The organism is Micromonospora sp. DT44 (assembly GCF_049841635.1).
Lineage (GTDB): Bacteria > Actinomycetota > Actinomycetes > Mycobacteriales > Micromonosporaceae > Micromonospora.
The window spans coordinates 1-23361 of the sequence record NZ_JBNCKS010000021.1 but is presented as its reverse complement, the minus strand read 5'-3'; the positions used below and the strand labels follow the sequence as shown (position 1 = coordinate 23361).

The window sequence follows — 23361 nt, the reverse complement described above, 5'->3', positions numbered from 1 at the left end:
CAACAACTCGTCGGATAACGACTCAACCGATCGACTGCACCGCGGAACGGGCCCGGGACAGCGTGGTGTTCGCCGTCTCGTCGTTCTTGGTCATGGTGGTTTTGACCAGGTCGATGATCGTGCGGACCTCGCCCGCTGCCCGGTTCCACCGGTCCTCGACCGTCCGGTACTCCTCGGACACCCCATCGGCCTGGAAGTCGGCCATCGCCGCGGCGACGTCGGAGCTGCGCTGCGAGATCAGCGACTCGAGCCGACCGATGATGCCGGCGAGGTCACCTTGGACCTGCTGCGAGGTGCCGGTGTCGAAACTGCGTCGGTCTGTCATGACTGTCACTCCCCGTGTCAGCGGCTGCTGGAGAACCTGGCGGCGTCGAAGTTCGCGGTGCCCTCGGACGACCTGGCATTGTCCGACATCTCGGTGTCACCCTGGCCGAACGAGGAGTCCATTCCACTCTGGCCGCCCAGAATCGCACCGAGAGCCGAGTTGAGTTCGGCGGTGATCGAATCGGCGTTGGCCTTGAACGAATCGAATGCCACCCGTCCGGCCCCGTTGAAGTTGCCCTGCAACGGCTCCGCCGCAGCGATCAACTGCTTGATTAGAGAACCGAGATCATCGGAGGAACCCTGCGTCTGCTTGGTCAGACTGCCGAGCGTCTGCGCCCCCACGTCGAACTTCATGCCACCACTCCCCGCTCCTCGAGCGAATGTCCGCCATCAATGCTACGAGATCCACGCTACATCGCTGTGGATGAATTTCGCGCAGGCTGACAGTTGGCGACGCCGCCCGTGCCGACGCATGTCCGAGGAGCCGGCGGCTGACAAGCCGACATGTACCGAGCGGGACAGCCCTTCGGCGATGAGGGCCTACGCCTGGCGGTGGTCCCCAGGGCGGGCCTGCCGCCAGGAGTGGGAGACCAGGAAGAACGCCGCACCAGCCCACACCAGGGAGTAGGCGCCCAGACCAACGATACTGATCGACTCGTGCAGTCCGAAGTAGCCGACTAGGAACTGTATGGTCGGCAGCAGGAACTGAAGCATCCCGAGGACCGTCAGCGGCGTCCGGACGGCGGCGAAGCCGAAGAGGACAAGCGGCACTGCGGTGATCAGGCCGGTGCTGACAAACAATGCCGACTGGACCGTGCCGCCCCCGAAGTGGCTCTGACCGGTAGTCGACAAAATGGTGATGTACGTGGCGGCCGGAACGGCCAGAGCGGCGGTCTCCACCGCCAAAGCCCGCCAACTCGGCATAGCCACCCACTTTCGAAACAACCCGTAGATTCCGAAGGTCGCGGCGAGTCCGATCGCCACCCACGGCGGTCGTCCGGCGTCGATCCCCAGCCACACCACGCCCGCCGTGGCCAGGGCCACGCCGGCCCACTGCGCGATCGCCATCCGCTCACGCAGCACCACCAGACCGAGAAGGGCGCTGAAAAGCGGGTTGATGTAGTAGCCGAGGGCTGCCTCGATCACTCGCCCGCTGTTGACAGCCCAGATGTAGAGGCCCCAGTTCGCGCCCACGAAACAGCCGGCGCCCGCCAACAGCGCCAGCACTCGGGGCTGACGGTGTATCACCCGCAACCACGTGAGGTCGCGCTGGATCGCCAGCACGATGACGACGAAGACCAGCGACCAGACGATGCGGTGGGCGAGGATCTCCAACGCCGGCGCCGGCTCCAGCAGCGGCCAGTAGAGAGTCAGTAGACCCCAGATGAAGTACGCCGCGGTTCCGGCCAGCACGCCCGTGCTGGTGCGGCGGTCGCCGGCCGGCGCGGTCCTCGCCGGCAGAGATGCGATGCGGGCCATCCGGTGCTCCGTGCCGCTTCACTGCTCAGGCTCGGTGAGGAACATGCCGAGAGCCAACGCCACCAGAGGGATCAGACAGAGGATGGTGAACACTGCCTGGGGACCCCAGGTTTCCGCCGCCACACCGAGAACGGGCGCGAGGAGGCCGCCGATGCTCACGGCGAGCCCGAGGGTCACCCCTGCGGCAGTGCCGGGCCGCGTCGGCAGATAGTCCTGGCCCAGCTTGACCAGTACGGCGAACGGAATGTTCAGGACGATGCCGGCCAGCACGGCGAAGACGAGCGGCGGGTACTCCCCGGGCGTGAGCCGCAGGCCGATGAGGGCGGGAACGGCGAGGATCGCACCGAGCTGCACGGTGCGGACCATCCCGACGCGGTCGGCGATCCGGCCCCCAAGCAGCGTTCCGGCCACCCCGCCGACCAGGAAGCACGCCAGCGCCGTACCGGCGAGACTCTTGCCCGCGCCCAGATGGCGTATCCAGAGCAACTCGATGAAAGTGATCGCGCCGAAGAAGGCGACCGACCTGACAGTCTCGATGCAGGTCAGCACGAGGAAGGGAATCCAGCGGTCACGGCCGTTGCGCGTGACGCTGCGCGCGGCCGGCCGCCGCAGCCGACTCCGGTACAGCAGGAAGCCCATGAGCACGGCCGGCGGGATGAAGAGCACGGTCGCTCCGACGCCCATCGCGATCAGTGCGGGAGTGGCAAGGACCGGTGCCAGGAAGAATCCGACGCTGCCCCCAGCGGCGAAGATACTCATCGCGGTGGCGCTCTCGCCCGCCGCCACCCGAGCCGACTTTCCCGCGGCCGGATGGAACATCGCCACGCCGATTCCCGACACGCAGAGCAGCAGCCAGACCACCACGTAGCTGTGCACGAGACCGGAAAGACCGAGCCCGACTCCGGCGAGCGTCACTCCCGCACCAGCCATCCAGTCGAGCCGATAGCGGTCGACGGCGACGCCGATGAATGGTTGAGGAATGGAGCTGCCCAGCGTCGCGGCGAGCGTGAGGCCGCCAGCGGCGACGTAGCTGAAATGGCGGTCCAGTACGAAGTACGGCACGCAGGCCGGCACCAGACCCTGGTAAAGGTCGTCGACCGCGTGTGCCGCGCCCCACAGGCGCATCCGCCGCCACGCCGACGGCTGTTCGTCCACATTCTCGACCAGCGCCACCGCTGGACCAGGATGCGCCGAATTCGCTCGGCGACTCGTCTCGTCCACCATCAACTCTCCCGTTCCGGGGGCCGAAGGAAGAATGCCCTGTCATCCCAGTTGCCGGCTATCGATATCCTGCCGACTTATGTCGCCAAGCAGCCACGACGTGGACGGTCCCGCCCGGGTGCCCCTGGCCGACCGCGACCGGATCGACTGGCACAACCACGAGCGCCACCAGCTCGTCTGCCCCCGCAAGGGCGTGCTGGGAGTATCGACGCCGACGGGAATGTGGACGGTGCCACCGGACCGGGCGGTATGGGTTCCGGCCGGTGTCGCCCACGCGCATCGGGCTTACGGGCCCACCGACATGCGCGCGATCATGTTCGACCGCCCCCTGAACCCGCTGGGCGTGGATCAACCGATGGCCCTGGCCGTCTCTCCGCTCCTGCGCGAGGTGATCGTCAGCCTCACCGAGGGTGAGGAGCTGACCAACGGCGAACGGGACAACCTCGAACGCGTGGCTCTCGACCAGCTACAACGGGCGACCACGTTGCGCCTGCGGCTGCCCTACCCCGCCGACTCCCGGCTGCGCGACGTCGCCGAGATCCTGCTTGAGGATCCCACCGACCGTCGCACCCTCAGCGAACTGGGCACGGCTGTGGGAGCCGGCGCGCGGACCCTCAGCCGGCTGTTCCGGGAGCAGACCGGGATGTCGTTCCCGCACTGGCGGACGCAGCTGCGGTTGCATCACTCGCTCAGGTTGATCGCCGAGGGCGAGTCGGTGACCACGACCGCCACGGCCAGCGGCTACAGCGGCCCGAGCGCGTTCATTCAGGCTTTCCGGGCCTACTTTGGGATGACGCCGGGCGAGTATTGCCGGAGCCGAGAGGGGCACAATTCCTATCCCGCCCGCGAACTGAGCGAATCGTCAAATTTCTCGGCCGCCGTCACGACATGGTCCTCGACCCCCGGCTGACCGGCGCGGCCCGGATCGCGGTCAGGTCGGCCGCCGCGACGGGGCCGGCAGCACACTGGACCCGTCGACCTCGCACACCAGCCGTCAGGGCTTCCCGCAGCTCGAGCGATGGGCGCGGAAACGGCGGAAGCCCAGGTCGATGACCTGGGCTTCCGTGCCGAGCCGCCTGACGGAATCGAACCGTCGACCTACGCTTACCGAAAGTCACGGTCCGGAGCTTGCCATTGATCGCCGCATCCGAGCGTTGACCTGGTTAGATCCGGCCGGCGACTGGTCAAGGCTTGTCACTGACGGTCGATACTTGGCGGTGGTTTTCGGGGGGGTATACGGGGGCCACGATGCATGCCAGGTGCCAGCAGGGTGCTGCCCTATCGGCGACATGCCACCGAACCAGGAAGCGCGCCGTGTCTGACCGATTACCAAACGCGGGATCGGGATTCGCGTTCGAGTGGGCGATCGGAACGTCACCTAATGGCCGGCTATGGCTCGAGTCGGTGGGTGAGGGCGGTGTGGCGGCGGCCGGCGCCGACGGTGCGCACGGCGGCGGCGAGCGCCCGGCGGGAGCCGACGAGCACGACGAGCTTCTTCGCCCTCGTGATGGCGGTGTAGAGCAGGTTGCGTTGCAGCATCATCCACGCGCTGGTCGTGATCGGGATGACCACCGCCGGGTACTCCGAGCCCTGCGAGCGGTGGATTGTCATCGCATACGCGTGAGCCAGCTCGTCGAGTTCGTCAAAGTCGTACTCAACCATCTCGTCTTCGTCGGTGCGGACGGTCAGGGTTTGCTCGTCGGTGGACAGGGCGGTGACGACGCCGACGGTGCCGTTGAACACCCCGGCGGCGCCCTTGTCGTAGTTGTTGCGGATCTGAGTGACCTTGTCGCCGATTCGGAACACCCGGCCGCCGACCCGCCGTTCCGGCAGTCCTTCCCGGGCCGGGGTGAGCTGCTGCTGCAATAGAGTGTTCAGCGCACCAGCCCCGGCCGGGCCGCGGTGCATCGGGGCGAGGACCTGCACGTCGCGGCGCGGGTCCAACCCGAACCGTCTCGCGATGCGGGTGCACGTGACGTCGACGGTGAGAGCGGCGGTGGCTTCGGTGTCGTCGCAACTGAAGAGGAAGAAGTCGCTCATGCCCTGCAGGATCGGTGGTCGGCCGGCGTTGATCCGGTGGGCGTTGCTGACCACCCCGGAGTCGGCGGCTTGGCGGAACACCTGGGTCAGCCGGACCCGGGGAACCGTGTTCGCGGCGAGTAGATCTCGCAGCACCTCCCCAGCACCGACGGACGGAAGTTGGTCGACATCACCGACCAGCAGCAGATGCGCCCCGGGTGGGACGGCCTTGATCAGTTTGTTGGCCAGGATCAGATCGAGCATCGATGCCTCGTCGACCACCAGCAGATCGACATCCAAAGGCGTGTCTCGGTCGTAGGTGGGTTCACCGCCGGGTTGCAGTTTCAGTAGCCGGTGCACCGTCGCTGCTGGTTGGCCGGTCAGTTCAGCGAGCCGTTTCGCGGCCCGGCCGGTCGGTGCGACGAGTAGGATCTTCGCTTTCTTGGCGACGGCGAGTTCGACGATCGAGCGGACGGTGAAGCTTTTCCCGCAGCCGGGGCCGCCGGTCAGGACGGCGACTTTCGACGTCAACGCCAAGCGGACGGCTTGTTGCTGCTCCGGCGCCAGGTCGGTGCCGGTACGTGCCTTCAGCCAAGCCAGTGCTTTGTCCCAGTCGACATCGGTGAACTGCGCCATCCGGTCCGCACGATCGCCGAGCAGCCGCAACACCGATCCGGCCAGCGATTGCTCGGCGCGGTGGAACGGCACCAGATAGATCGCCGGGACCGACCCGTCCGCCCCGGGTAGCAGCTCGCGGACGACGCCGTCCTCACCGATCAGGTCGTCGAGGCAGCGAATGGTGAGCTCAGCGGGTACGTCGAGGATCTTCACCGCGTCCGCGACCAGTTGTGGGGTCGGTAGGTAGCAGTGACCGTTGTCGGTGGCCTGCGACAGCGTGTACTGCAACCCGGCCTTGACCCGCTGCGGGCTGTCGTGCGGGATCCCAACCGCCTGTGCGATCGTGTCAGCGGTCTTAAACCCGATGCCCCACACGTCGGCGGCCAGCCGGTACGGCTCGTTCTTCACGACGCTGATCGACGCGTCGCCGTACTTCTTGTAGATCCGTACCGCGATCGAGGTGGACACTCCGACGCCTTGCAGGAAGATCATTACTTCCTTGATGGCTTTCTGCTCCGCCCACGCGGCGGTGATCTTCGCCGTGCGTTTCGGGCCGAGGCCCGGCACTTCCACCAGCCGGCCCGGCTCGTCCTCGATGATCTGCAACGTGTCCAGGCCGAAATGTTCGACGATCCGCTCGGCGAACACCGGCCCGATGCCCTTGATCAACCCGGAACCCAGGTAGCGGCGGATGCCCTGGATCGTGGCGGGGAGCACGGTGGTGTAGGAGACGACCTCGAACTGGCGGCCGTACTGGGGATGCGACGACCACCAACCCTGCAATCGCAGGCTCTCACCGGGCTGCGCCCCCAGCAGCGCGCCGACCACGGTCAGCAGATCCGAGCCACGCCCGGTCGCCACTCGGGCGATGGTGTACCCGGTGTCCTCGTTGACATACGTCAGCCGCTCCAGCACCGCCTCAACGACATGCGGAGACGGGCGAGAAGAGGCAGTCATGGGCACGCAGACCATCGTGCCGTTGGTGATGCTTGGATACCAATTCCCGGCGTGTGGTCGACCTCGTCGAAAGTCAGTCGAGCAGACTGCGGATGTCAGCGGCGGTCAGTTCGGCGGAGGCGAACTGACCGCCGTCGAGGACGCTGCTGAACAGCTCGGCCTTCCTGGCTTGTAGCGCCATGACCTTCTCCTCGATGGTGTCCTTGGCAACCAGGCGGTACACCATGACCTTGCGGGTCTGACCGATGCGGTGAACACGGTCGACCGCTTGGGCTTCGGTCGCCGGGTTCCACCACGGGTCGAGCAGGATGCAGTAGTCGGCCTCGGTCAGGTTCAGCCCGAAGCCGCCCGACTTGAGGCTGACCAGGAAGGCCGGCGCCGTCCCATTCTTGAAGTCGGCGATGACCTCCGCCCGCCGCCGTGTCTTGCCGTCGAGATAGCAGCAGGCGACGCCGGCCTCCTCAAGGCGTTGCCGGGCGGTGGTCAAGAAACGGGTGAACTGGCTGAAGATGAGAACCCGGTGCCCCTCGGCGGCGAGATTGGTGACCTGGTCGCAGAGCGCGTCGAGTTTCGTCGACGCGATGGCGTGGTGTTTCGGATCGATCAGGGTCAGGTCGAGGCTGGCCTGGCGCAGCAGGGTCAGCGAGCGGAAGATTTCGAAGCGATTCTTCTGCATGTCGCCGAGCAGGCCGAGGACTTTCTGCCGTTCCCGCTGCAGATAGGTCTGGTACATCCGGCGATGCTTGGGGTTCAGATCCAGTTCGATGATCTGCTCCTGCTTTGCCGGTAGCTCGGTGACCACCTCAGCCTTGCGGCGGCGCAGCATGAGCGGGCGGATCCGGCGACGTAGTTGCGCAAGCCGTGCCTCGTCGTTGTCCTTCTCGATCGGCCGCCGGTAATAGTCGGTGAAACGGTCGAGCCGAGGCAGCAGGCCCGGGGCGGTGATGGAGAGCAGGGCCCAGAGCTCAGCCAGGTTGTTCTCCATCGGCGTACCGGTGATCGCGAGCTTGAAGGCGGCTGGTAGCTGTCTCGCGCATCGGTACGTCTGCGACTGGGGGTTCTTGACGAACTGCGCCTCGTCCAGAATCAGACCGGTCCACGGCAGCGCGGCGTAATCGTCGTACTCAAGCCGGAACAGGGTGTAGGACGTGACCACGATGTGCGATCCGGTGACCGCTTGTTCCAGCGTTCGGGCCCGACGCGCGCCGGTCTGGACGATGGGGGTGACGCTGAGATGCGGGGCGAAGCGCGCCGCCTCGTGAGCCCAGTTGCTGACGACACTGGCGGGGGCGACCACCAGGAACGGGGCACCGACGGGCGTCTCTTCGACGGCGCGGCAGATCAGAGCCAGCGCCTGTACCGTCTTGCCCAGCCCCATGTCGTCGGCCAGCACCCCGCCGAGATCATGCCGGTGCAGGGTGGCGAGCCATCGGAAGCCTTCCAGCTGGTACGGCCGGAGGGTAGCGTCTAGCCCCACCGGTGGCGGGTCGGCGGGACCAACCTTCGCGTCGCTGAGCGCGCGCACGGACTCCTGCCAGACCGCCGCCTGACCGGTGACCTCGCCCAACTCGGACAGCTCCTGCCACAGGCCCGCCTGAAAGCGTCCGACCCGCACCACACCGGGCGGGGCGTCCTCCAACTCACGGGACTCCGCTATCAGGTCGCGCAGCTGCCGGAACTCTGGCTGCTCAAGCCGGAAATAGCGACCGCTGGGCAGGATCATGAACTCCTGTTCAGCGGCGAGCGCGAGGAACAGCCCTTCGAAGCCGACCTCCTCAGCATCGACGGTGACCCGGACGGACAGGTCGAACCAGTCCTGCGTGCCGGCGCTGGCTTCGGTCGCGCTCGCAAACGAAACGACCGGGGCTTCCTGCGTCTCCACATACTCCGGAACGTCGTCATGCGGCTTGACGGCCACGTCGACGCCGTCCATCTCGACGAGTCGGGGAAGCACGTCGCGTACGAGCCGCAGCATCGCGTCGTCGGCAACAACAGCATGCTCCAGCAGCCGCCGTCCGGCTGGGTACGGCTCGGTCAGCCCGTACGCCGGGTCCGCCACCAGAGCGGTGATGCCTTGCAGCGTCGCGGCCCGGTCAGGATCGTGGTGCACACCGGCGTGCAGTGGCTCCACCTGGTTTCCCAACCCGACGACGGTGACCCAATCCCAGGACAACGACATACGATGTTCCGGTAGCGGCCGCACCGACAGCGTCAGCGTCGCCTTCCCGAGCTCAGGCAGACCCACCGTCTCGTCAACCGGCACTACATCGGCCTGACGGACGAGCCCCGGATAGTACTGCCGCAGGAAACGGGGCTCTTCGACGGCCGGAACGACGATCGCTGGAGCAGCCAGTGCCTCCGTGACCCGCGCGCTCAACGGTCTCGCCAGGGGCGCGAGCCGCAGAGTACCCGGATCAGTCGAGGAACCTGGCCCCGTCGTACCCCACCAGGCGACGCCGTGCGCCGGCTGCCCGACCACGATCAGCTTCTCGGGATCGATCGTCTCCGTGCCGTCGGCCAGCGCCGGACGTAGCCGTAGGCCCGCTGCGACTCGATCGGCCCGCACCGAAAATCGCACCGGACGTGCCGATGCCTGAACCGGTGACGCGGCCCGGCCGCTCTGCACCAGCGGCAGCCCCGCCTCCCGCGCCTCGGCCAGAACGTCCCACACCCGCCGGCTACGGAACTCATCCAGGTAGACGACGCGCTGACCCGAGCCGTAGTAGCGGTATCCGTACGGGTCACCCCCCTCGTTGTCCGCCAGCGCGAGCAACTCCGCCAAGAGATCCACATGTTGCTGCGTGTGCGGTGAATCAGGGACGTACCCGAAGCCGAGGGTCCCCCACGAGACACCGCTACGGATCCAGCCCCTCTTGCCCGGCACTACTGGCCGGAGCCCGATTCGCCACTTCCCACGGCCGTCGCCGTCTTCGAGCTCGAACTGCAACGCCAGTTCCGGAGAACCTGGCACGACGGCCGGGCTGTCGGCGCTGACCAGGTCAGTCAACGCCAACTCCCATGACGACGACGGCGGCTGCGGCTTGGACGCCTCGGAGGTGCAGGCGATCAACGCCAAGGCAGCCGGATGCGCGCACACGGGAGCTGCCGAGCACGTGCACGCGCCACTGACGCTTTTGAGCGCGCCGTCGACGCCGACGACGACCGACACCGTCACCCAACCAGATCTCTCGCCTTGCACGGCGGCCCGCCCACGGCCGGAACGCGGGTCCCAGCTCACCTCGACCAGCGCGCCGCTCGCCACCAGTGAACGCGCCTGCACAAACGATCTGACCCCGACGGCCTCACACACCGCCGCCTCATCAGCCGTCAGCACCAGCCGCCTCACAATGAACCTCCGCCAGATCGGTGATCGGACATCAACGCTACCGAGCGACCAGGCGCTGCCGATCCGGGCATCACCCATCCGAGAAAACCGGAACCACAGTCCGGTCCCGGCTGGTGGGAACTTCTGGTCCGGCTGGACGACGTGACCAATGGCCTACTCGGAACTGCGTCCGCACCTCACGCATCGTCCGCGGTGCATCGTCACCGCCGGCCACCCACGCTCGCACAACGTCCCGATCTGACTCCACTCAGCCGGCACCAGGGGCGTTTTCGGGGGGCGACTCAAATCTTCAACGATGAAATTGATGCCCTGACCAGCAGATCTGCTGGTCAGGGCATCACCCTGAGCCGCCTGACGGAATCGAACCGTCGACCTACGCATTACGAGTGATCGGTGCCTGTCGGAACGGCTGCGAACTGACCTACGTTCACCAGCAGTGGGGGCGTTTGTGTAGCCCTCTTCCGTCAGATTCGCATTCCGCCCGTGTCCTCAGGATTGTCCTCAGTCCGATGCTGCTCGGTGGCGATCACCCTGCTCGCCAAGTTGCGCGCCGCCCGCAGCGTCTCGGGTGTCGGCAGCCACGTCACGCCCTCCCGGGCCTTTCCGAACACCGCGCCCGAGGGATCCGTCGGACCGTCCACGGCGGGCGACCGCAAGTTGACGGTCTCCAGTTGGCCGCCGAGGTACATGTGACCACCGGACCGGCACGACGCGACGGCCACGGCGGGCCGGGGTGCCAGTCGGCGAAGGTCCTCCACGACGCTGGTCAGCTCCGCCAGCGCCCGGGACACCTCCGCCTGCCCCTCGCGCAGCAGCTTCAGCTCGGCCTGCGCCGTGGCCATCGCCCGGCGCTCCGCGCGTCCGGACGACCAGGCGATCATCCACCCGTTCAGGCCGATCACCCCCGCCGCCGCCAGGAGCGCGTACACCCCGCGCGGTATGGGCGCCCCGGCGACGTGCTCGACGAGGCACAGCACAGCGGCGACGGTCAGCCCGACGGTGCCGATCGCGAAGAACGCCAGCTCAGCGCGCGACGTTCCCCCGGGTGGTTCGGACCTTTGTTCTACGGTCCCCCTGGTGTCTTCCATCGTGGGAGTCTCGCGGGCGGGACGGGGGGTGAGGCAATGATCACCCGCCGCATCTTGCACATGGCGAAACGTTGCCGCGTCAACGGTTAACAGGCCGTTCACCTTCGGTGTAGATCAACGACCCGAACGGGGGGTTCAACCCACCCGGAAGGTCAGCTTGTGTCGATGCGCGGCGTACAGATCCTGCAAACCGTCCGGGTGCGTCACCACCAGCAGCGGCACACCCTCCGGCACCCCGTACGTCCGCCGCTCCGCCGGCGTCGGGTTCCGCGCCGACACCCACGCCCCCACCTCGACGGTCACCTGCTCGACCTCAATCGGCGTCCGGACCACCACGCCGCGCCCCCGCACCGCCTCGGCTAGGCCCTCTGTGCGCAGCAGCTTCACCGCCGCGCGGGCGGTCATCAGCGCCACTCCGTACGTCTGCGCCAGTTCCCTTTCGGACGGAAGCCGATCACCCGGCCTGAGCTGCCCAGACGTGATCCGGGCACGCAGCAGCTCGGCCAAGTCCTGGTAACCGACCGGCTCCTGCGATGGGTAGATCACCGCCGCAGGGTAGGCGGCAACTTACACATGTCAGGACAGGTAGTTGACTATCCGAACCGTGAGCGCTTCCGCGCCTGCATTGACCTTCCGGCGTACGGTGGGTACACGTTGTACCCCCGACCCGGCGAGGTGCCCCATGGTCGACCAGCAGCCCACCCCCGGTCAACGCGTCGAGCGGCTCCGCCGCGGCGTCGGACTCTCCCGCGAACAGCTCGCCGGCCTCGCCGGCCTCGGTGCGACCACCATCAAGTTCATCGAGAACGGGCGCAGGTCGCTGACCCTGAACACGGCGCAGAAGATCGCCCCGCACCTCGGCGTCCACGACCTCGGCGACCTATTCGGTCCCACTGTCACGCTGTCCCTCGACGGCCGGCCCAGCCACCCCGCGGTCGAGGACGTCCGAAAGGCGCTGACCGCCTGGCACATCACCATCTCCGGCGAGCCCGAGTCACCCGAGTACCTACGCGGCGCCGTCGATTCCGCCTGGCAGACCTGGCACACCTCCCGGCACCAGCGCACCGAGGCGGGGATCATCCTGCCGGGCCTGCTCGACGCCACCCAGCGCGCCGCCCGCCTTCACACTGGGCGGGACCGTCGGACCTCGCTGGCATTGCTCGCCCAGGCGTACCACCTCGCCCAGGCGTACCTGGCGTGGCACGGCGACCGGGAACTGTGCTGGCTCACCGTCGACCGCGGGATGGCGGCCGCTCTCGACGCCGACGATCCCCTGGCCATCGCTCAGTCCAGCTGGTACGCCGCGCACCTGCTCCGCGCCGTCGGCCGCGGTGACGAAGCGCTCGCCCGCCTGGGCGAAGCCCGGTCCCTGATCGAGCCCCGAGTCGCCGACGGCGGCACCGAGTGGGCGGAGATGCTGGCCGACTTGCACCTGTGCTCGGCGCTCACGCGTGCACGGACGGGCGACCAGGGCGCGTGGTCGGACTGGGATGCCGCCCGTCGTGTCGTCGAGCGTGCGTTGCCCGACGGGTACGTGGGGCTGCGTACCCGAGTGTCCCGGCCGCTGGTTGACGTCTACGCGGTGATGTGCGCCGTGGACCTCGGCGACCCGGATGAGGCGCAGCGCCGGGCCCACGCCCTGGATCCAGCGACGATCCCGTCGGTCGAGCGCCGCGGCCGTCACCTGGTCGAGCTGGCACGGTCCGCAGACATGGAAGGCGCACGGGAAGCGACGCTGCACCTGCTGACGCGGGCCGAGGCGACGTCTCCGGAGACGGTCCGGTATTCGCCGGCCGCGCAGGACATGGCCGGCCGGCTAGCCCGAGAGGCTCCGGCGGCGATCCGGGGCGAGGCAGCCGAGCTGGCTCGCCGGATCGCGGCCCCCGACCAGTAGGGGTACACCGAGTCACTGGGTACGCCGCGTACCCCCTGCCACCCTCGTGGTTGCTTAGCGTCATCGCAAGGTGGCGGCAGGGAGTCGCGCGGCGTAGGACGGCTGTTCGCTCTGCCGCCACCGCCTTACTGGCGAGGGAGGCGACACCGTGCACATCGTCCGAAGGTTGCGGCGGCTGCTCACCCCGACCCCGCCGCCCGTCCCACCCGGAACCGGCCAGCGCATCCAGGAAGCCGAGCAGGAACGGGCCAAGCGGCTGCTCCTGGCTCAGGCCCGGCTCATCACGCAGGCGCACCACCGCGCCAGCGGCCACGATCGGCCGGGCCGATGACCGACCAGGCCATGCCCGAGCCCGGCACCCGCGTGTCGGTGGCACCCCGCGAGTGGCAACCCAGCCCCGGCATCGAGGGCCAGACCTACCACGACATCGTCATCGTCAACATCCAGGACTCCGACGACCCGCGTTTCGCCTGGGTGCACGGCCACGGCGTGGAGTGCAGCTGGGCCACGGCGGACTGCACCGCCCCGTGGTGCTACGAGGTTCTGGTCGGCGTTGACGTCCTGGCCGCCACCGCCGCCGGTGAGCGGCCGTGAGCACCGCCCTCGCGCCCACGGCCCCGTCGGCGCGCCGCTGGTGGCAGACGATCACCACGCACCGGCCCGTCAACGGCCGCTGTCCCCGCTGCGGCACCCGGGGCCGGTGCTGGTCGTGGGCGGACGCGTTCGGCGAGCTGGTCGCCCACGACCTGTGGCACCTCGGACCACCCCTCACCGACGACCGGCCGCACCCGACGGCCGGCTCAGGAAAGGAGCAACACGTTGAAGGAGCTCACGTTCGTTCGTCCGAACCGGTGCGACAACTCCGGCCCCAACTGCGTTGAGGTTGGCGTCGACGCCGACCGCAACCGGATTGTGCGGAACTCGCAGCGACCGACCGAGCAGGTGATCTTCGACGAGGCCGAGTGGTCGACGTTCGTCGCCAGCGTTCAGGCCGGCCAGACCTTCTGACCGGTGGAGGGGCCAATCGACACCACCGCCGGTCGGCCCCTCACGCAAGGCCCATCACGGTGCATGGGCTGCATGCCCCGGATCCTCGCCAACTCCCTACACGACTGCGGCGGCGACCGGATCCTCGCCGAGGACCTTGGCTGGTGGTGCGACTGCCCCCGCCCACAGTGCCGGCAACGGCAAGCCGGCGAGTGGCCGACCGAGCCGACACCGCTGCAGCTTTACCGCCGAGGCAAGGGCCGAGCCACCCGAAGACTCGACCCGCACGACGAAGCGCCCCCGACCACCGGATCACGGTAAACGGGGGCGCTTCGCCGTACGACTACTCGGGCTCGCCGGCCTTGCGCATCACCGCGCTACGCCGCAGCTGGTACGCGCCACGGGTCGACAGCGGCTTGAACCGCCAGCCCGTCCCCTCCGGACCCCACTCGTGGGCGCGTTGCTCTTCGTCCTGCAGGGACCGCTGCACCTGACGCAGCGAGATTTCCAGCAGCTTGGCCGCCTCCGCCGGGCTCACCCACACGCTGCCGCCGCTCAACCTGCGCCCCCTGCTCGTCCCATCTGGGGATGATCTCACGCCAGACACGCCGGAGATACCCGCACCGACATGCCGTGACTGTAACGCCAGTTGCGCCAGGAATGCCAGACGCGCCAAGATGGGCGTATGACCATGTTCCGTCGGCGGCTCACCGCCGCCGAGATGGCCGACGCCGCTCGTGCTGCGGACGAAGCCCGCCGCCTCGACGACCAGTTCGCTCGCGACCAGGCGGCCGCGAACCGGGCCGCCCGCCGTGAGGCCGAGCGCGAGCAGGAACGCGCCGACCGCAAGCGCCGCAAAACCAAGGCCAAGGTGTGGGCCCGCCGCCGGCGCAAGCTCGCCGCCCTCGCAGGCTCCGCCCGCACGGTCGGGCCGCTGCTGTTGGTCAACGCGGCCGCCGTCGGTGGGCAGACTGCGTACGCGTTCACCCGCACCCCCGACAGCTGGCATCCGCTGATCCGCGCCGGCGTCGCTCTGGTCTGCGCCGCGACAGTCGAGTCCATCTCCCTCTACGTCAACTGGCACGCCCACGACGCCCTGCTGCTCGGCGCGACCGGCACCGCAGCCGAGATGCGGCGACGCGCGTACCTCATCGCCGGCGTCGTCGCCGCCCTCAACTACTCCCACTTCAACGCCGAGCACTGGACGCCGACGCCGTTCGCGGTCGGCTCCGGCATGGCGTCACTGCTGTCCCCGTGGCTGTGGGGCCTACACACCCGCCGCGCCCAGCACGTGCAGCTGCTCCGCAAGGACCTCGTCGACGAGACAGGGGCCGTGTTCGACCGCAAGCGCCGCCGCGCGTTCCCGATCCGCACCTGGAAGGCCGAGCGGTGGTCGATCGAGCACAACGTGCGTGGCCCCCGGCAGGCGTGGGTCGGCTACCACGCGCAGCGCGCCACCGAGCAGGCTCGCCGCACCGGCGGCCGGGTCCGCTCGGCATGGGCTGCCCTGCGCGGCCGCCCGGCGGGCGTGGTCGACGAGACGGACCCGGGAATCCAGCTCTGCCGGCTACTCGAGCAGCAAGTCGCGGTTCTCGACAGCCGTGTCACCGGTGCAACCGGGCTCGCCCTGGCCGGCCGGCCGCTCGGTGTGTGGCCAGCTTCATCCCGGCGTGGCGATGTCCGGACCGGGTCCGCAGCGAGCGGTGCTCGCGGCATCAGCGGGCCTGTCCGGAGCCGTGTCCGGCCGGGTGTGACCGGCACGCCGCCCGCTGCCCCCAGCGCCAGGGGGGTGGGCTGCAGCTGTCGCGCCCGAAGACGTGGATGGAGCCGGACGAGGACGAGGTGGCCACCGATGTGGTCGCGCTGCCGCGAACGCTGGTCCGCGAGCTACGCAAGCTCAAGCGGCAGCAGGACCTGGCCCGCGAGGCGCTGGGTGACGAGTACAGGGATCACGGGCTGGTGTTCTGCCAGTCGGACGGCCGTCCGATCGACCCCCGCCGGGACCTGGAGGACTGGTACGAGATCCTCGCTATGGCGGGTCTGCCGCGCAGCGGCACGCACGTGGCGCGGCACTCGGCGGCGACGATGCTGCTCGACGCCGGGCACGACTCGGCGACGGTCCAGAAGGTGATGGGCTGGGCCGACATTCGGACGGCGCGCCGGTACGCGACGCCGTCGGAGAAGCTCAGCCGGCAGGCCGCGCAGACGGCGGAGCGGGTCCTGTTCAGGCCGGTGTCGGATCTTGCTGAACGGCGGGCTCGCAAGGCGGCCGGGTGAAGGTGTGTCCTCAGCTTTGTCCTCAGATCCAGATCGGCCGATAGGCATGATCCGGCGTTCGCCAGCCGGACACGACGAAGCCCCTGGTCAGCGAACTGACCAGGGGCTTCGTCTTCCGAGCCGCCTGACGGAATCGAACCGTCGACCTACGCCTACCGAAAGTGATGGCGTGAAGCTTGTCATTGATCGTCAGATCTGAGCCTTGACCTGCTCAGATCCAGCCGGCAACCGGTCAGCACTTCTCACTTTCGGTCGATGCTTCGCAGGGGTTTTCGGGGGGTAAACGGGGAAACATGCATGTCCCGCTGCCGCCGGCGGTCAGGGCTCTTCACGTCGGCTGCCGCCCAGGTCTCCGCGCACTGCACCCTTGCGGACGCGAAGGACCAGTCCGACGGCAGTTCGACCAGGTCCCCGTAGGTTTCAATCGATGGACAATCGGGTTCCTGGATCCGGCACTGCTGGGGGCGGCTGCGGGTGTCGCTGACAGGTAGGCCGGTGGCTGGCGACGAAGGCGACCGTACCGCCGATGGCGAACACCACCGCTGCGGCTGCGGCGCCGGTGGCGAGAGTCGCCCGCCTGCGAAGAATCGACACTGCCGAGCCGGGAGCCTGGACGACCTTGCCCAGGCACAGGGCGTGGCACCGGTGCGTCCGGTCGACGAGGCTCGCCTCTGATCACGGACATGATGCACTCGTGACTCGGACCCGTGCCTAGGCTGCGTGGCGCCGACGCCGGGCAGCACGGTAGCTCATCCCGATCAGCACCGCACCGAGGCCGATCATGGCCAGTGCGACGGTAGCGTAGCTCGCGCTGTCGCTTCCGGTGACGGGCAGGATGCCCTTACGGACCGTGAGGCTTGCCGAGGCAGGAGCACCCGGGCCGCTCTCGACCGAGGTGGCGGCCGTGGTGTTGACCTTCTTTCCGGTGGTCTTGCCGGTGACGTTCACCGACACCGTGCAGGTCCCGCCGGGCGACAGGGTCGCCCCGGCCAGGCTGATGCTGCTGCCGCCGGGAGCTGCGGTGACCGTGCCGGAAGCGCAGGTGGACTGCGCTGCGGCGGGAGTGGCGACCACCAGCCCTGCAGGAAGGTTGTCGACGAAGCCGACTCCGGTCAGCGGCACACTCCCGTTGGGGTTGCTGAGAGTGAAACTGAGCGTCGTCGTCCCGTGGAGGGCGATGGTGGCATCCCGGAAGGCCTTGGTGATCGTCGGTGCGGCGACAGCCCCGACGATGAGGTTCGCCGAGGCGGGGGCGCCCGGGCCGCTCTCGTTCGAATCCACCGGGCCGCTGGTGTTGACCTTCGTTCCGCTTGTGGTGCCGGTGACGTTCACCGAGAAGGTGCAGTCTGCGCCAGCCGGCAGGGTCGCATCCGCCAGGCTGATGCTGCTGCCACCGGCGGTCGCCGAGATCGTGCCACCACCGCAGGTTCCGGTCAGACCGTTGGGAGTGGTCACCACCAGGCCGGCGGGAAGTGCATCGGTGAAGGTGACCCCGGTCAACGCGGTGCCCACGTTGGGGTTGGTCAGGGTGAAGCTCAGCGACGTGGTCCCGCCCGCCGGGATGGTCGCGTCCCCGAACGCCTTCGAGATCGTCGGCGCTGCGATGACGGCTGGGCCGACCGCGACGCTTGCCGAGGCAGGGGCACCTGGGCCGCTCTGGACCGAGGTGACGGGGAGCGTCGTGTTGACCTTGGTCCCAGTGGTCGTACCGGTGACGTTCACCGACACGGTGCAGGTCGCGCCGGCTGGCAGGGTCGCGCCGAACAGGCTGATGCTGCTGCTACCGGCAGTCGCCACGATCGTGCCGGAGGCGCAGGTGGTCTGCGCGCCGTTGGGCGTGGCCACCACGAGCCCCGCAGGGAGATTGTCGACGAAGCTGACACCGGTCAGCGTGGTGTTCGTGTTGGGGTTGGTCAGGGTGAAGCCCACCGTCGTCGTCCCGTCGAGCGGGATGGTGGAATCCTGGAAGGCTTTGGTGAACGTCGGTGCGGCGGCCACCCTGACCGTGATGCTCGCTGCGGCGGGGGTTCCCGGGCCGCTCTCGTTCGAGTCCACCGGACCGCTGGTGTTGACCTTCGTCCCACTGGTCGTGCCAGTCACGTTCACCGAGAAGGTGCAGTCTGCGCCAGCCGGCAACGTCGCACCGGCCAGACTGATGCTCCCACCACCGGCGGTCGCCGAGATCGTGCCACCACCACAGGAACCGGTCAGACCGTTGGGGGTGGCGACCACCAGGCCGGCCGGCAACGTGTCGGTGAAACCGACCCCCGTCAACGCCGTGCTCACGTTCGGGTTGCTGAGGGTGAAACTCAGCGAGGTCGTCCCGTCCGCAGCGATGGTCGTCGCCCCGAAGGCCTTGGCGATCGTCGGCGGTACGGCGGCAGCAACCGTGACGCTTGCCGAGGCGGGGGCACCCGGGCCGCTTTCCGTCGAGTCCACCGGGCCGCTGGTGTTGACCTTCGTGCCGCTGGTGGTGGCGGTGACGTTCACCGAGAAGGTGCAGCTCCCACCGGCTGGCAGGGTCGCGCCGGTCAGGCTAATGCTGCCGCCACCGGCGGTCGCCGCGATCGTGCCACCACCGCAGGAGCCGGTCAGGCCGTTGGGGGTGGCGACCACCAGGCCGGCGGGAAGCGCGTCGGTGAAGGTGACGCCGGTCAACGCCGTACCCACGTTGGGGTTGGCCAGTGTGAAGCTCAATGCCGTCGTCCCGCCCGCCGGGATGATCGCGTCATCGAACGCCTTCGCGATCGTGGGCGGGGCGACGACCTCCGCACCGACCACGACGGTCGCCGACGCGGGGGCACCCGGGCCGCTTTCCGTCGAGTCCACCGGGCCGCTGGTGTTGACCTTCGTGCCGCTGGTGGTGGCGGTGACGTTCACCGAGAAGGTGCAGCTCCCACCGGCTGGCAGGGTCGCGCCGGTCAGGCTAATGCTGCCGCCACCGGCGGTCGCCGCGATCGTGCCACCACCGCAGGAGCCGGTCAGGCCGTTGGGGGTGGCGACCACCAGGCCGGCGGGAAGCGCGTCGGTGAAGGTGACGCCGGTCAACGCCGTACCCACGTTGGGGTTGGCCAGGGTGAAGCTCAATGCCGTCGTCCCGCCCGCCGGGATGATCGCGTCATCGAACGCCTTCGCGATGGTCGGCGGCGCGACGGCAGCGGCACAGAACGGCCGCGTGATCGTGTTGTGGATCAGGGTGACGGCCCCGTTGCGGGCCAGGACCCGCCCGGCGACGGTTGCTCCCTCACCCAGCGTCGCCGACTGCAACGCCAGGATGGTCCCGACGAAGACGGTCCGGGTGTTCAGCGTCGCCGAACTGCTGACCTGCCAGAACACGTTGCACGGCTGGGCGCCGTTGATCAGGCTGACCCGACTGTCGACGGCCGTGATCAGGGACGATCCCGCCTGGAAGATGAACACCGAGTCGGGATCGTTCTGCCCGTCGAGGGTGACGGTGCCGGTCAGCGACATGGTGGCGGGTGACGTGTACACCCCGGGGACCAGCGTCTGGCCGCCGAGGTCGGCGCTCACGATACTGGTCGTGGGCTCCGCCGCCGCGAAGTTGTACGCGGTGGTCAGATCGGACTGGGCCTGCATCGCCTGGGTGTCACCGACGTGGATCGCGCCGTTGACCACGGGAGCGCCGGTGACCGACGTGCCCGGCCAGACCCCCAGGTCCCCGTTGATGGTCGAAGGACCGACCGGGGGCGGGACGTCGGTGACCGCCTGACCGGCCAACACCCCGTAGGTCTCGGCGGTGCCGAGCGGGACCGCGGTCTGGGCCCAGGCCGGCGAATCGACGAGCCCGACCATCATCGTCGTGGCTGCGACCGCCCCCGCCATCACCAAGGCCGTACGACGACGGCGTACGCGACACGCGCGAGCCAAGCGAATCACCGACACTGAACTTCCCCCGCCAATCAAGATCCCGTCCCCGGCAGGAGGCAGCGCGCACAAGCTGTCAGCTCGCGCCCTGCCGGGTGACGAACGCCCGAAACACCTCGCTCGCAGAGTATCCTGGCAAAACGGATAATATGGATGGAACTGGCATAAAGCTCTGAGGTTGGCTAGCCTGCATTCTCCAAGGCTGCGAGTTGTGCTGCGACCTCCGAGCTAGCCGGCGCGCTGACCCACGTCACGACCATCAGCCTTGAGACCGTCCGTAGCGTCCAGCACGAACGCGCAATCTCGTGGCAGGCCATGAAGACGTGGAAGGCCAGCACAGGCCCCGACATCACGTCGAAGATGCGCCGGATCCTGGACCTCTACGACCACCCACCCGCCGACGGCAGGGGGTCTGCGTCGACGAGTTCAGGCCGCTGAAGCTGCAGAGCTGCCCTCTCGTGACTACCTGGCTGTACTCGCCGACAACGGCCTGCTCCGGGCGGACCCGCGGACAGCAGACCTGGAGTACACCCTGCCCGCCGTCGTGTTCGGCTTCTTCGACATCGACCCACCCCTCTCCCACGAGGTGCAGCTCGACCTGCCGGACAAGGCCCATCCCGGAACGGCAGCCGGCTGTCACCGCAGAATGTGCGCCGCCAGTGGGCTCAAGCCCGCGCCGACGCCGGCCCCGAATGGGTCATCCCGCACACCTTCCGCAAGACCGTCGCCACCCTGATCGACAAGGAGGCGCCGTACCTGATTCTGTAGTCGGACCTGCACGCCGACAGGTGGGCCTGGTAGCTGCCGGAGCACCACTGCCAGAAGTAGCCGGTCAAGAACCCTCCGCCTCCGACAGATATAGGTACTAGCGGACCTCGCCGAGGGTGAGAGGGATGGGGCTGTCATCGGATTCGGTGCCCCCTTTTCGCTTGGGCGGCGGCGACAGCTCCGGAGACAACTGGCCCTACGCCTCAAGATCGTGGGAGGCGCCGGGCCAAGTAGACCCTGCACCTCCGCTGGCAGGTGCGCGGAACCTGATCGCCGGTGGGGTTTTCGGGGGGCGATTCAAAACCCCATCGATGAAAATGAGGCCCTGACCAGCGAACCCGCCGGTCAGGGCCTCTCCTTGAGCCGCCTGACGGAATCGAACCGTCGACCTACGCATTACGAGTGCGTCGCTCTAGCCGACTGAGCTAAGGCGGCAACGATCAGCAAGTGTACGGCACCCCGTACCTCTGGGCGGAGCGGGATACCCCCGACGCTCCCGCCGCCGTCAAACGGACAAGCACCGCCATCCGGCCAATTACCGGACAGCACCGCACGCAGACCGGTACTACGCTGCGGCGGGTGACTGACGAACGCGACGATCACCAGGCACCGGCGGACGCGCAACCCGACGGAGAGCCGGCTCCTCGCCGCCCACGCTCCACCGACCCGCTGGAACTGGGCTTCACCCCCCGCAAGCCGGTGCCGTGGCTGGCGCCGTTCCTGTTGATCAGCACCGGCATCCGGACGTTGCTGGCGATCCTCTTCGGCGCGTACCTCGACAAGCGCGAGTTGCAGAACGCTTTCGGCGACGACATCTTCCGCCAGGCCGGGCCGGACGGTGGGCTCTGGCTCGACTATGTGGCCGACCTCGGCGACGGCTTCCACGCCACCTACTCCGTCGCGTACCTGCTGGCGCAGCCGGAGCTGACCGTGGACGGGCACCGGCTGCCCCGGGCGCAGACCCTGGTGATGGGCGGCGACCAGGTCTACCCGTCGGCGGCCTACGCGGAGTACGAGAACCGCTGCAAGGGTCCCTACCAGGCGGCGCTGCCGGCCACGCCGCCCGACCGTCCCACCCTGTTCGCCGTGCCGGGAAACCACGATTGGTACGACGGCCTGACCGCTTTCCTGCGGCTGTTCGTCCGCTCCCGGGACCGTAACTTCGCCGGCTGGCGTACCGGGCAGTCGCGGTCGTACTTCGCCGTGGAGTTGCCGGCCGGCTGGTGGCTGCTCGGCGTGGACGACCAGTCCGGCTCGTACCTCGACGATCCGCAGTTGGCCTACTTCGACGAGGTGGCCCGGCGGCTCACCCCGGAGTCAAAGGTGATCATCGCGACGCCGTCGCCGACGTGGGTCAAGGCCGCCGACGACCCGACGGCGTACGACTCGGTCGACTACTTCGTCCGGACGATCATCGACCCGACCGGGGCACGGGTGCGGCTGCTGCTCTCCGGCGACCTGCACCACTACGCCCGCTATGCCGGGCACGACCGACAGTTGATCACCTGCGGCGGTGGTGGGGCGTACCTGTACCCCACACACAAGCTGCCCGAGCGCCTCGAGGTGCCACCGCGCGACACGCTGGCCCGGCGGGCCAGCCGCACCCAGCCGTACGACCTGGTGGCCCGCTATCCAGACGCGGCCCGCTCGCGCCGCTACGGCTGGGGCATCTTCGGACGACTGCCGTTCCGCAACCCGGGCTTCGCGACTCTGCTGGGCACCCTGCACACCCTGCTGATGCTGGCCATGGCGGGCGCGACGGCCAACTGGGGCGACAGCAGCGACCAACGGCTGTTCAGCGTTCCGCTGGTGCTGATGGTGCTGGTGACGGTGATCGCGGCGATCCTGTTCGCCAAGCCGCCCAGCGCCAGCGGAAAGCGGCACGCCCGGCACTGGCTCCTCGGCGTCGGCCACGGCGTGGCCCATGTGGCGCTGGCCGCCGGCGGCACCTGGGTCTGGTTGGCGCTGCCGTTCTACGACTGGCCGTGGCCGCTGCCGGCGGTCGCCGCCGTGGTGGTGTACGGCCCGGCCATCGGGCTGGTGGCGAGTCAGCTGGTCGCGGCGTACCTGCTGGTGGCGGGCGCCTTCGGGGTGAACGTCAACGAACTGTTCGCCGGCCAGGGCATCGAGGACTCCAAGTCGTTCCTGCGGCTGCGCATCGACGCGGACGGCACGCTGACCGTGTACGCCATCGGCGTCGACCGGGTATCCCGAAACTGGCAGGTCAACCCCGACCAGTCCCCGACGGCAAGCTGGCTGACCCCCAAAACCCCCCTGACCCCCCACCTAACGGAACCCCCAGTAGTCCTCACCTGACGGACCCCCAAAGCCCCGTTGATCATGAAGTTATTGCTCCGACACGCCGACCGCGATGGCGATAACTTCATGATCAACGGGGCCACCCCGGGGGTGGGGGCGGGTGGGGTTAGTCCTTGTCGCCTCTGGCGAGGTGGCCCGTTCCGGGCTGAAAATCGTGTTGGTCGCTCGCTGACGTCGTT

The 23361-nt window shown here is 68.5% G+C and carries 17 protein-coding genes, 1 tRNA gene and 1 pseudogene; 8 read left to right on the top strand and 11 right to left on the bottom strand.

Features of this window, described 5'->3' with window-relative positions; translation table 11 throughout:
• Positions 1-22 precede the first annotated feature (22 nt).
• From ACLQ25_RS14325 to ACLQ25_RS14310, 4 genes are all read right to left on the bottom strand, one after another.
• A complete protein-coding gene (locus tag ACLQ25_RS14325) occupies positions 23-325 on the bottom strand; it encodes a pore-forming ESAT-6 family protein (protein WP_355049252.1) in 303 nt (100 codons plus the stop codon).
• 17 nt (positions 326-342) lie between these two features.
• A complete protein-coding gene (locus ACLQ25_RS14320) occupies positions 343-678 on the bottom strand; it encodes a hypothetical protein (RefSeq protein ID WP_425731363.1) in 336 nt (111 codons plus the stop codon).
• Between the two features lie 186 nt (positions 679-864).
• Complete coding sequence (gene rarD / locus ACLQ25_RS14315) at positions 865-1803, bottom strand: EamA family transporter RarD (RefSeq protein ID WP_425731362.1); 939 nt, start codon at positions 1801-1803, stop codon at positions 865-867.
• An 18-nt stretch (positions 1804-1821) separates the two neighbouring features.
• Complete coding sequence (locus ACLQ25_RS14310; protein ID WP_425731361.1) at positions 1822-2976, bottom strand: MFS transporter; 1155 nt, start codon at positions 2974-2976, stop codon at positions 1822-1824.
• Between the two features lie 127 nt (positions 2977-3103).
• Between ACLQ25_RS14310 and ACLQ25_RS14305 the strand changes: the two genes are divergently transcribed.
• A complete protein-coding gene (locus tag ACLQ25_RS14305; RefSeq protein ID WP_425731360.1) occupies positions 3104-3934 on the top strand; it encodes an AraC family transcriptional regulator in 831 nt (276 codons plus the stop codon).
• A 479-nt stretch (positions 3935-4413) separates the two neighbouring features.
• Here ACLQ25_RS14305 and recD2 read toward each other — a convergent pair whose 3' ends face one another.
• From recD2 to ACLQ25_RS14285, 4 genes are all read right to left on the bottom strand, one after another.
• Positions 4414-6618: an SF1B family DNA helicase RecD2 gene (gene recD2, locus ACLQ25_RS14300; RefSeq protein WP_425731434.1), complete on the bottom strand. Its 2205-nt coding sequence runs from the start codon at positions 6616-6618 to the stop codon at positions 4414-4416.
• 73 nt (positions 6619-6691) lie between these two features.
• Positions 6692-10042, bottom strand: a complete 3351-nt coding sequence (locus ACLQ25_RS14295) for a DEAD/DEAH box helicase (RefSeq protein WP_425731359.1) — start codon at positions 10040-10042, stop codon at positions 6692-6694.
• Between the two features lie 386 nt (positions 10043-10428).
• Entirely contained in the window at positions 10429-11052 is a 624-nt protein-coding gene (locus tag ACLQ25_RS14290; RefSeq protein WP_425731358.1) for a hypothetical protein, read from the bottom strand.
• A gap of 135 nt (positions 11053-11187) precedes the next feature.
• Positions 11188-11598 (bottom strand): winged helix-turn-helix domain-containing protein, encoded by a 411-nt coding sequence (locus ACLQ25_RS14285; protein WP_425731357.1) that lies wholly within the window; start codon positions 11596-11598, stop codon positions 11188-11190.
• 136 nt (positions 11599-11734) lie between these two features.
• Between ACLQ25_RS14285 and ACLQ25_RS14280 the strand changes: the two genes are divergently transcribed.
• The 4 genes from ACLQ25_RS14280 to ACLQ25_RS14265 all read left to right on the top strand — a co-directional run bounded on the left by ACLQ25_RS14280 (position 11735) and on the right by ACLQ25_RS14265 (position 13954).
• Positions 11735-12946 (top strand): helix-turn-helix domain-containing protein, encoded by a 1212-nt coding sequence (locus ACLQ25_RS14280; RefSeq protein WP_425731356.1) that lies wholly within the window; start codon positions 11735-11737, stop codon positions 12944-12946.
• A 148-nt stretch (positions 12947-13094) separates the two neighbouring features.
• Positions 13095-13277, top strand: a complete 183-nt coding sequence (locus ACLQ25_RS14275) for a hypothetical protein (RefSeq protein ID WP_425731355.1) — start codon at positions 13095-13097, stop codon at positions 13275-13277.
• Positions 13274-13540 carry a hypothetical protein gene (locus ACLQ25_RS14270; RefSeq protein ID WP_425731354.1) on the top strand — a complete coding sequence of 89 codons (267 nt, stop codon included), beginning with the start codon at positions 13274-13276 and terminating at the stop codon, positions 13538-13540. Before ACLQ25_RS14275 ends, ACLQ25_RS14270 begins: the two co-directional genes overlap by 4 nt.
• A 225-nt stretch (positions 13541-13765) precedes the next feature.
• A complete protein-coding gene (locus ACLQ25_RS14265; protein WP_425731353.1) occupies positions 13766-13954 on the top strand; it encodes a DUF397 domain-containing protein in 189 nt (62 codons plus the stop codon).
• A gap of 322 nt (positions 13955-14276) precedes the next feature.
• On the opposite strand, the gene ACLQ25_RS14260 is transcribed toward ACLQ25_RS14265, so the two are convergent.
• On the bottom strand, positions 14277-15134 hold the full coding sequence (locus tag ACLQ25_RS14260; RefSeq protein WP_425731352.1) for a hypothetical protein: 858 nt from the start codon (positions 15132-15134) through the stop codon (positions 14277-14279).
• Between the two features lie 620 nt (positions 15135-15754).
• Here ACLQ25_RS14260 and ACLQ25_RS14255 point away from each other — a divergent pair.
• On the top strand, positions 15755-16210 hold the full coding sequence (locus ACLQ25_RS14255) for a tyrosine-type recombinase/integrase (RefSeq protein ID WP_425731351.1): 456 nt from the start codon (positions 15755-15757) through the stop codon (positions 16208-16210).
• 711 nt (positions 16211-16921) lie between these two features.
• On the opposite strand, the gene ACLQ25_RS14250 is transcribed toward ACLQ25_RS14255, so the two are convergent.
• The gene (locus ACLQ25_RS14250; protein ID WP_425731350.1) at positions 16922-20053 is read right to left on the bottom strand and encodes an ice-binding family protein; all 3132 of its coding nucleotides are present in this window, start codon (positions 20051-20053) and stop codon (positions 16922-16924) included.
• Positions 20054-20710: 657 nt separating this feature from the next.
• On the opposite strand from ACLQ25_RS14250, the pseudogene ACLQ25_RS14245 reads away from it, so the two are divergent.
• Positions 20711-20845, top strand: a pseudogene (locus tag ACLQ25_RS14245) (site-specific integrase); the annotation flags it as partial.
• Between the two features lie 379 nt (positions 20846-21224).
• On the opposite strand, the gene ACLQ25_RS14240 reads toward ACLQ25_RS14245, so the two are convergent.
• A tRNA-Thr gene (locus ACLQ25_RS14240) sits at positions 21225-21298 on the bottom strand.
• Between the two features lie 144 nt (positions 21299-21442).
• Here ACLQ25_RS14240 and ACLQ25_RS14235 point away from each other — a divergent pair.
• Positions 21443-23179, top strand: a complete 1737-nt coding sequence (locus ACLQ25_RS14235; RefSeq protein WP_425731349.1) for a metallophosphoesterase family protein — start codon at positions 21443-21445, stop codon at positions 23177-23179.
• Positions 23180-23361: the final 182 nt, after the last annotated feature.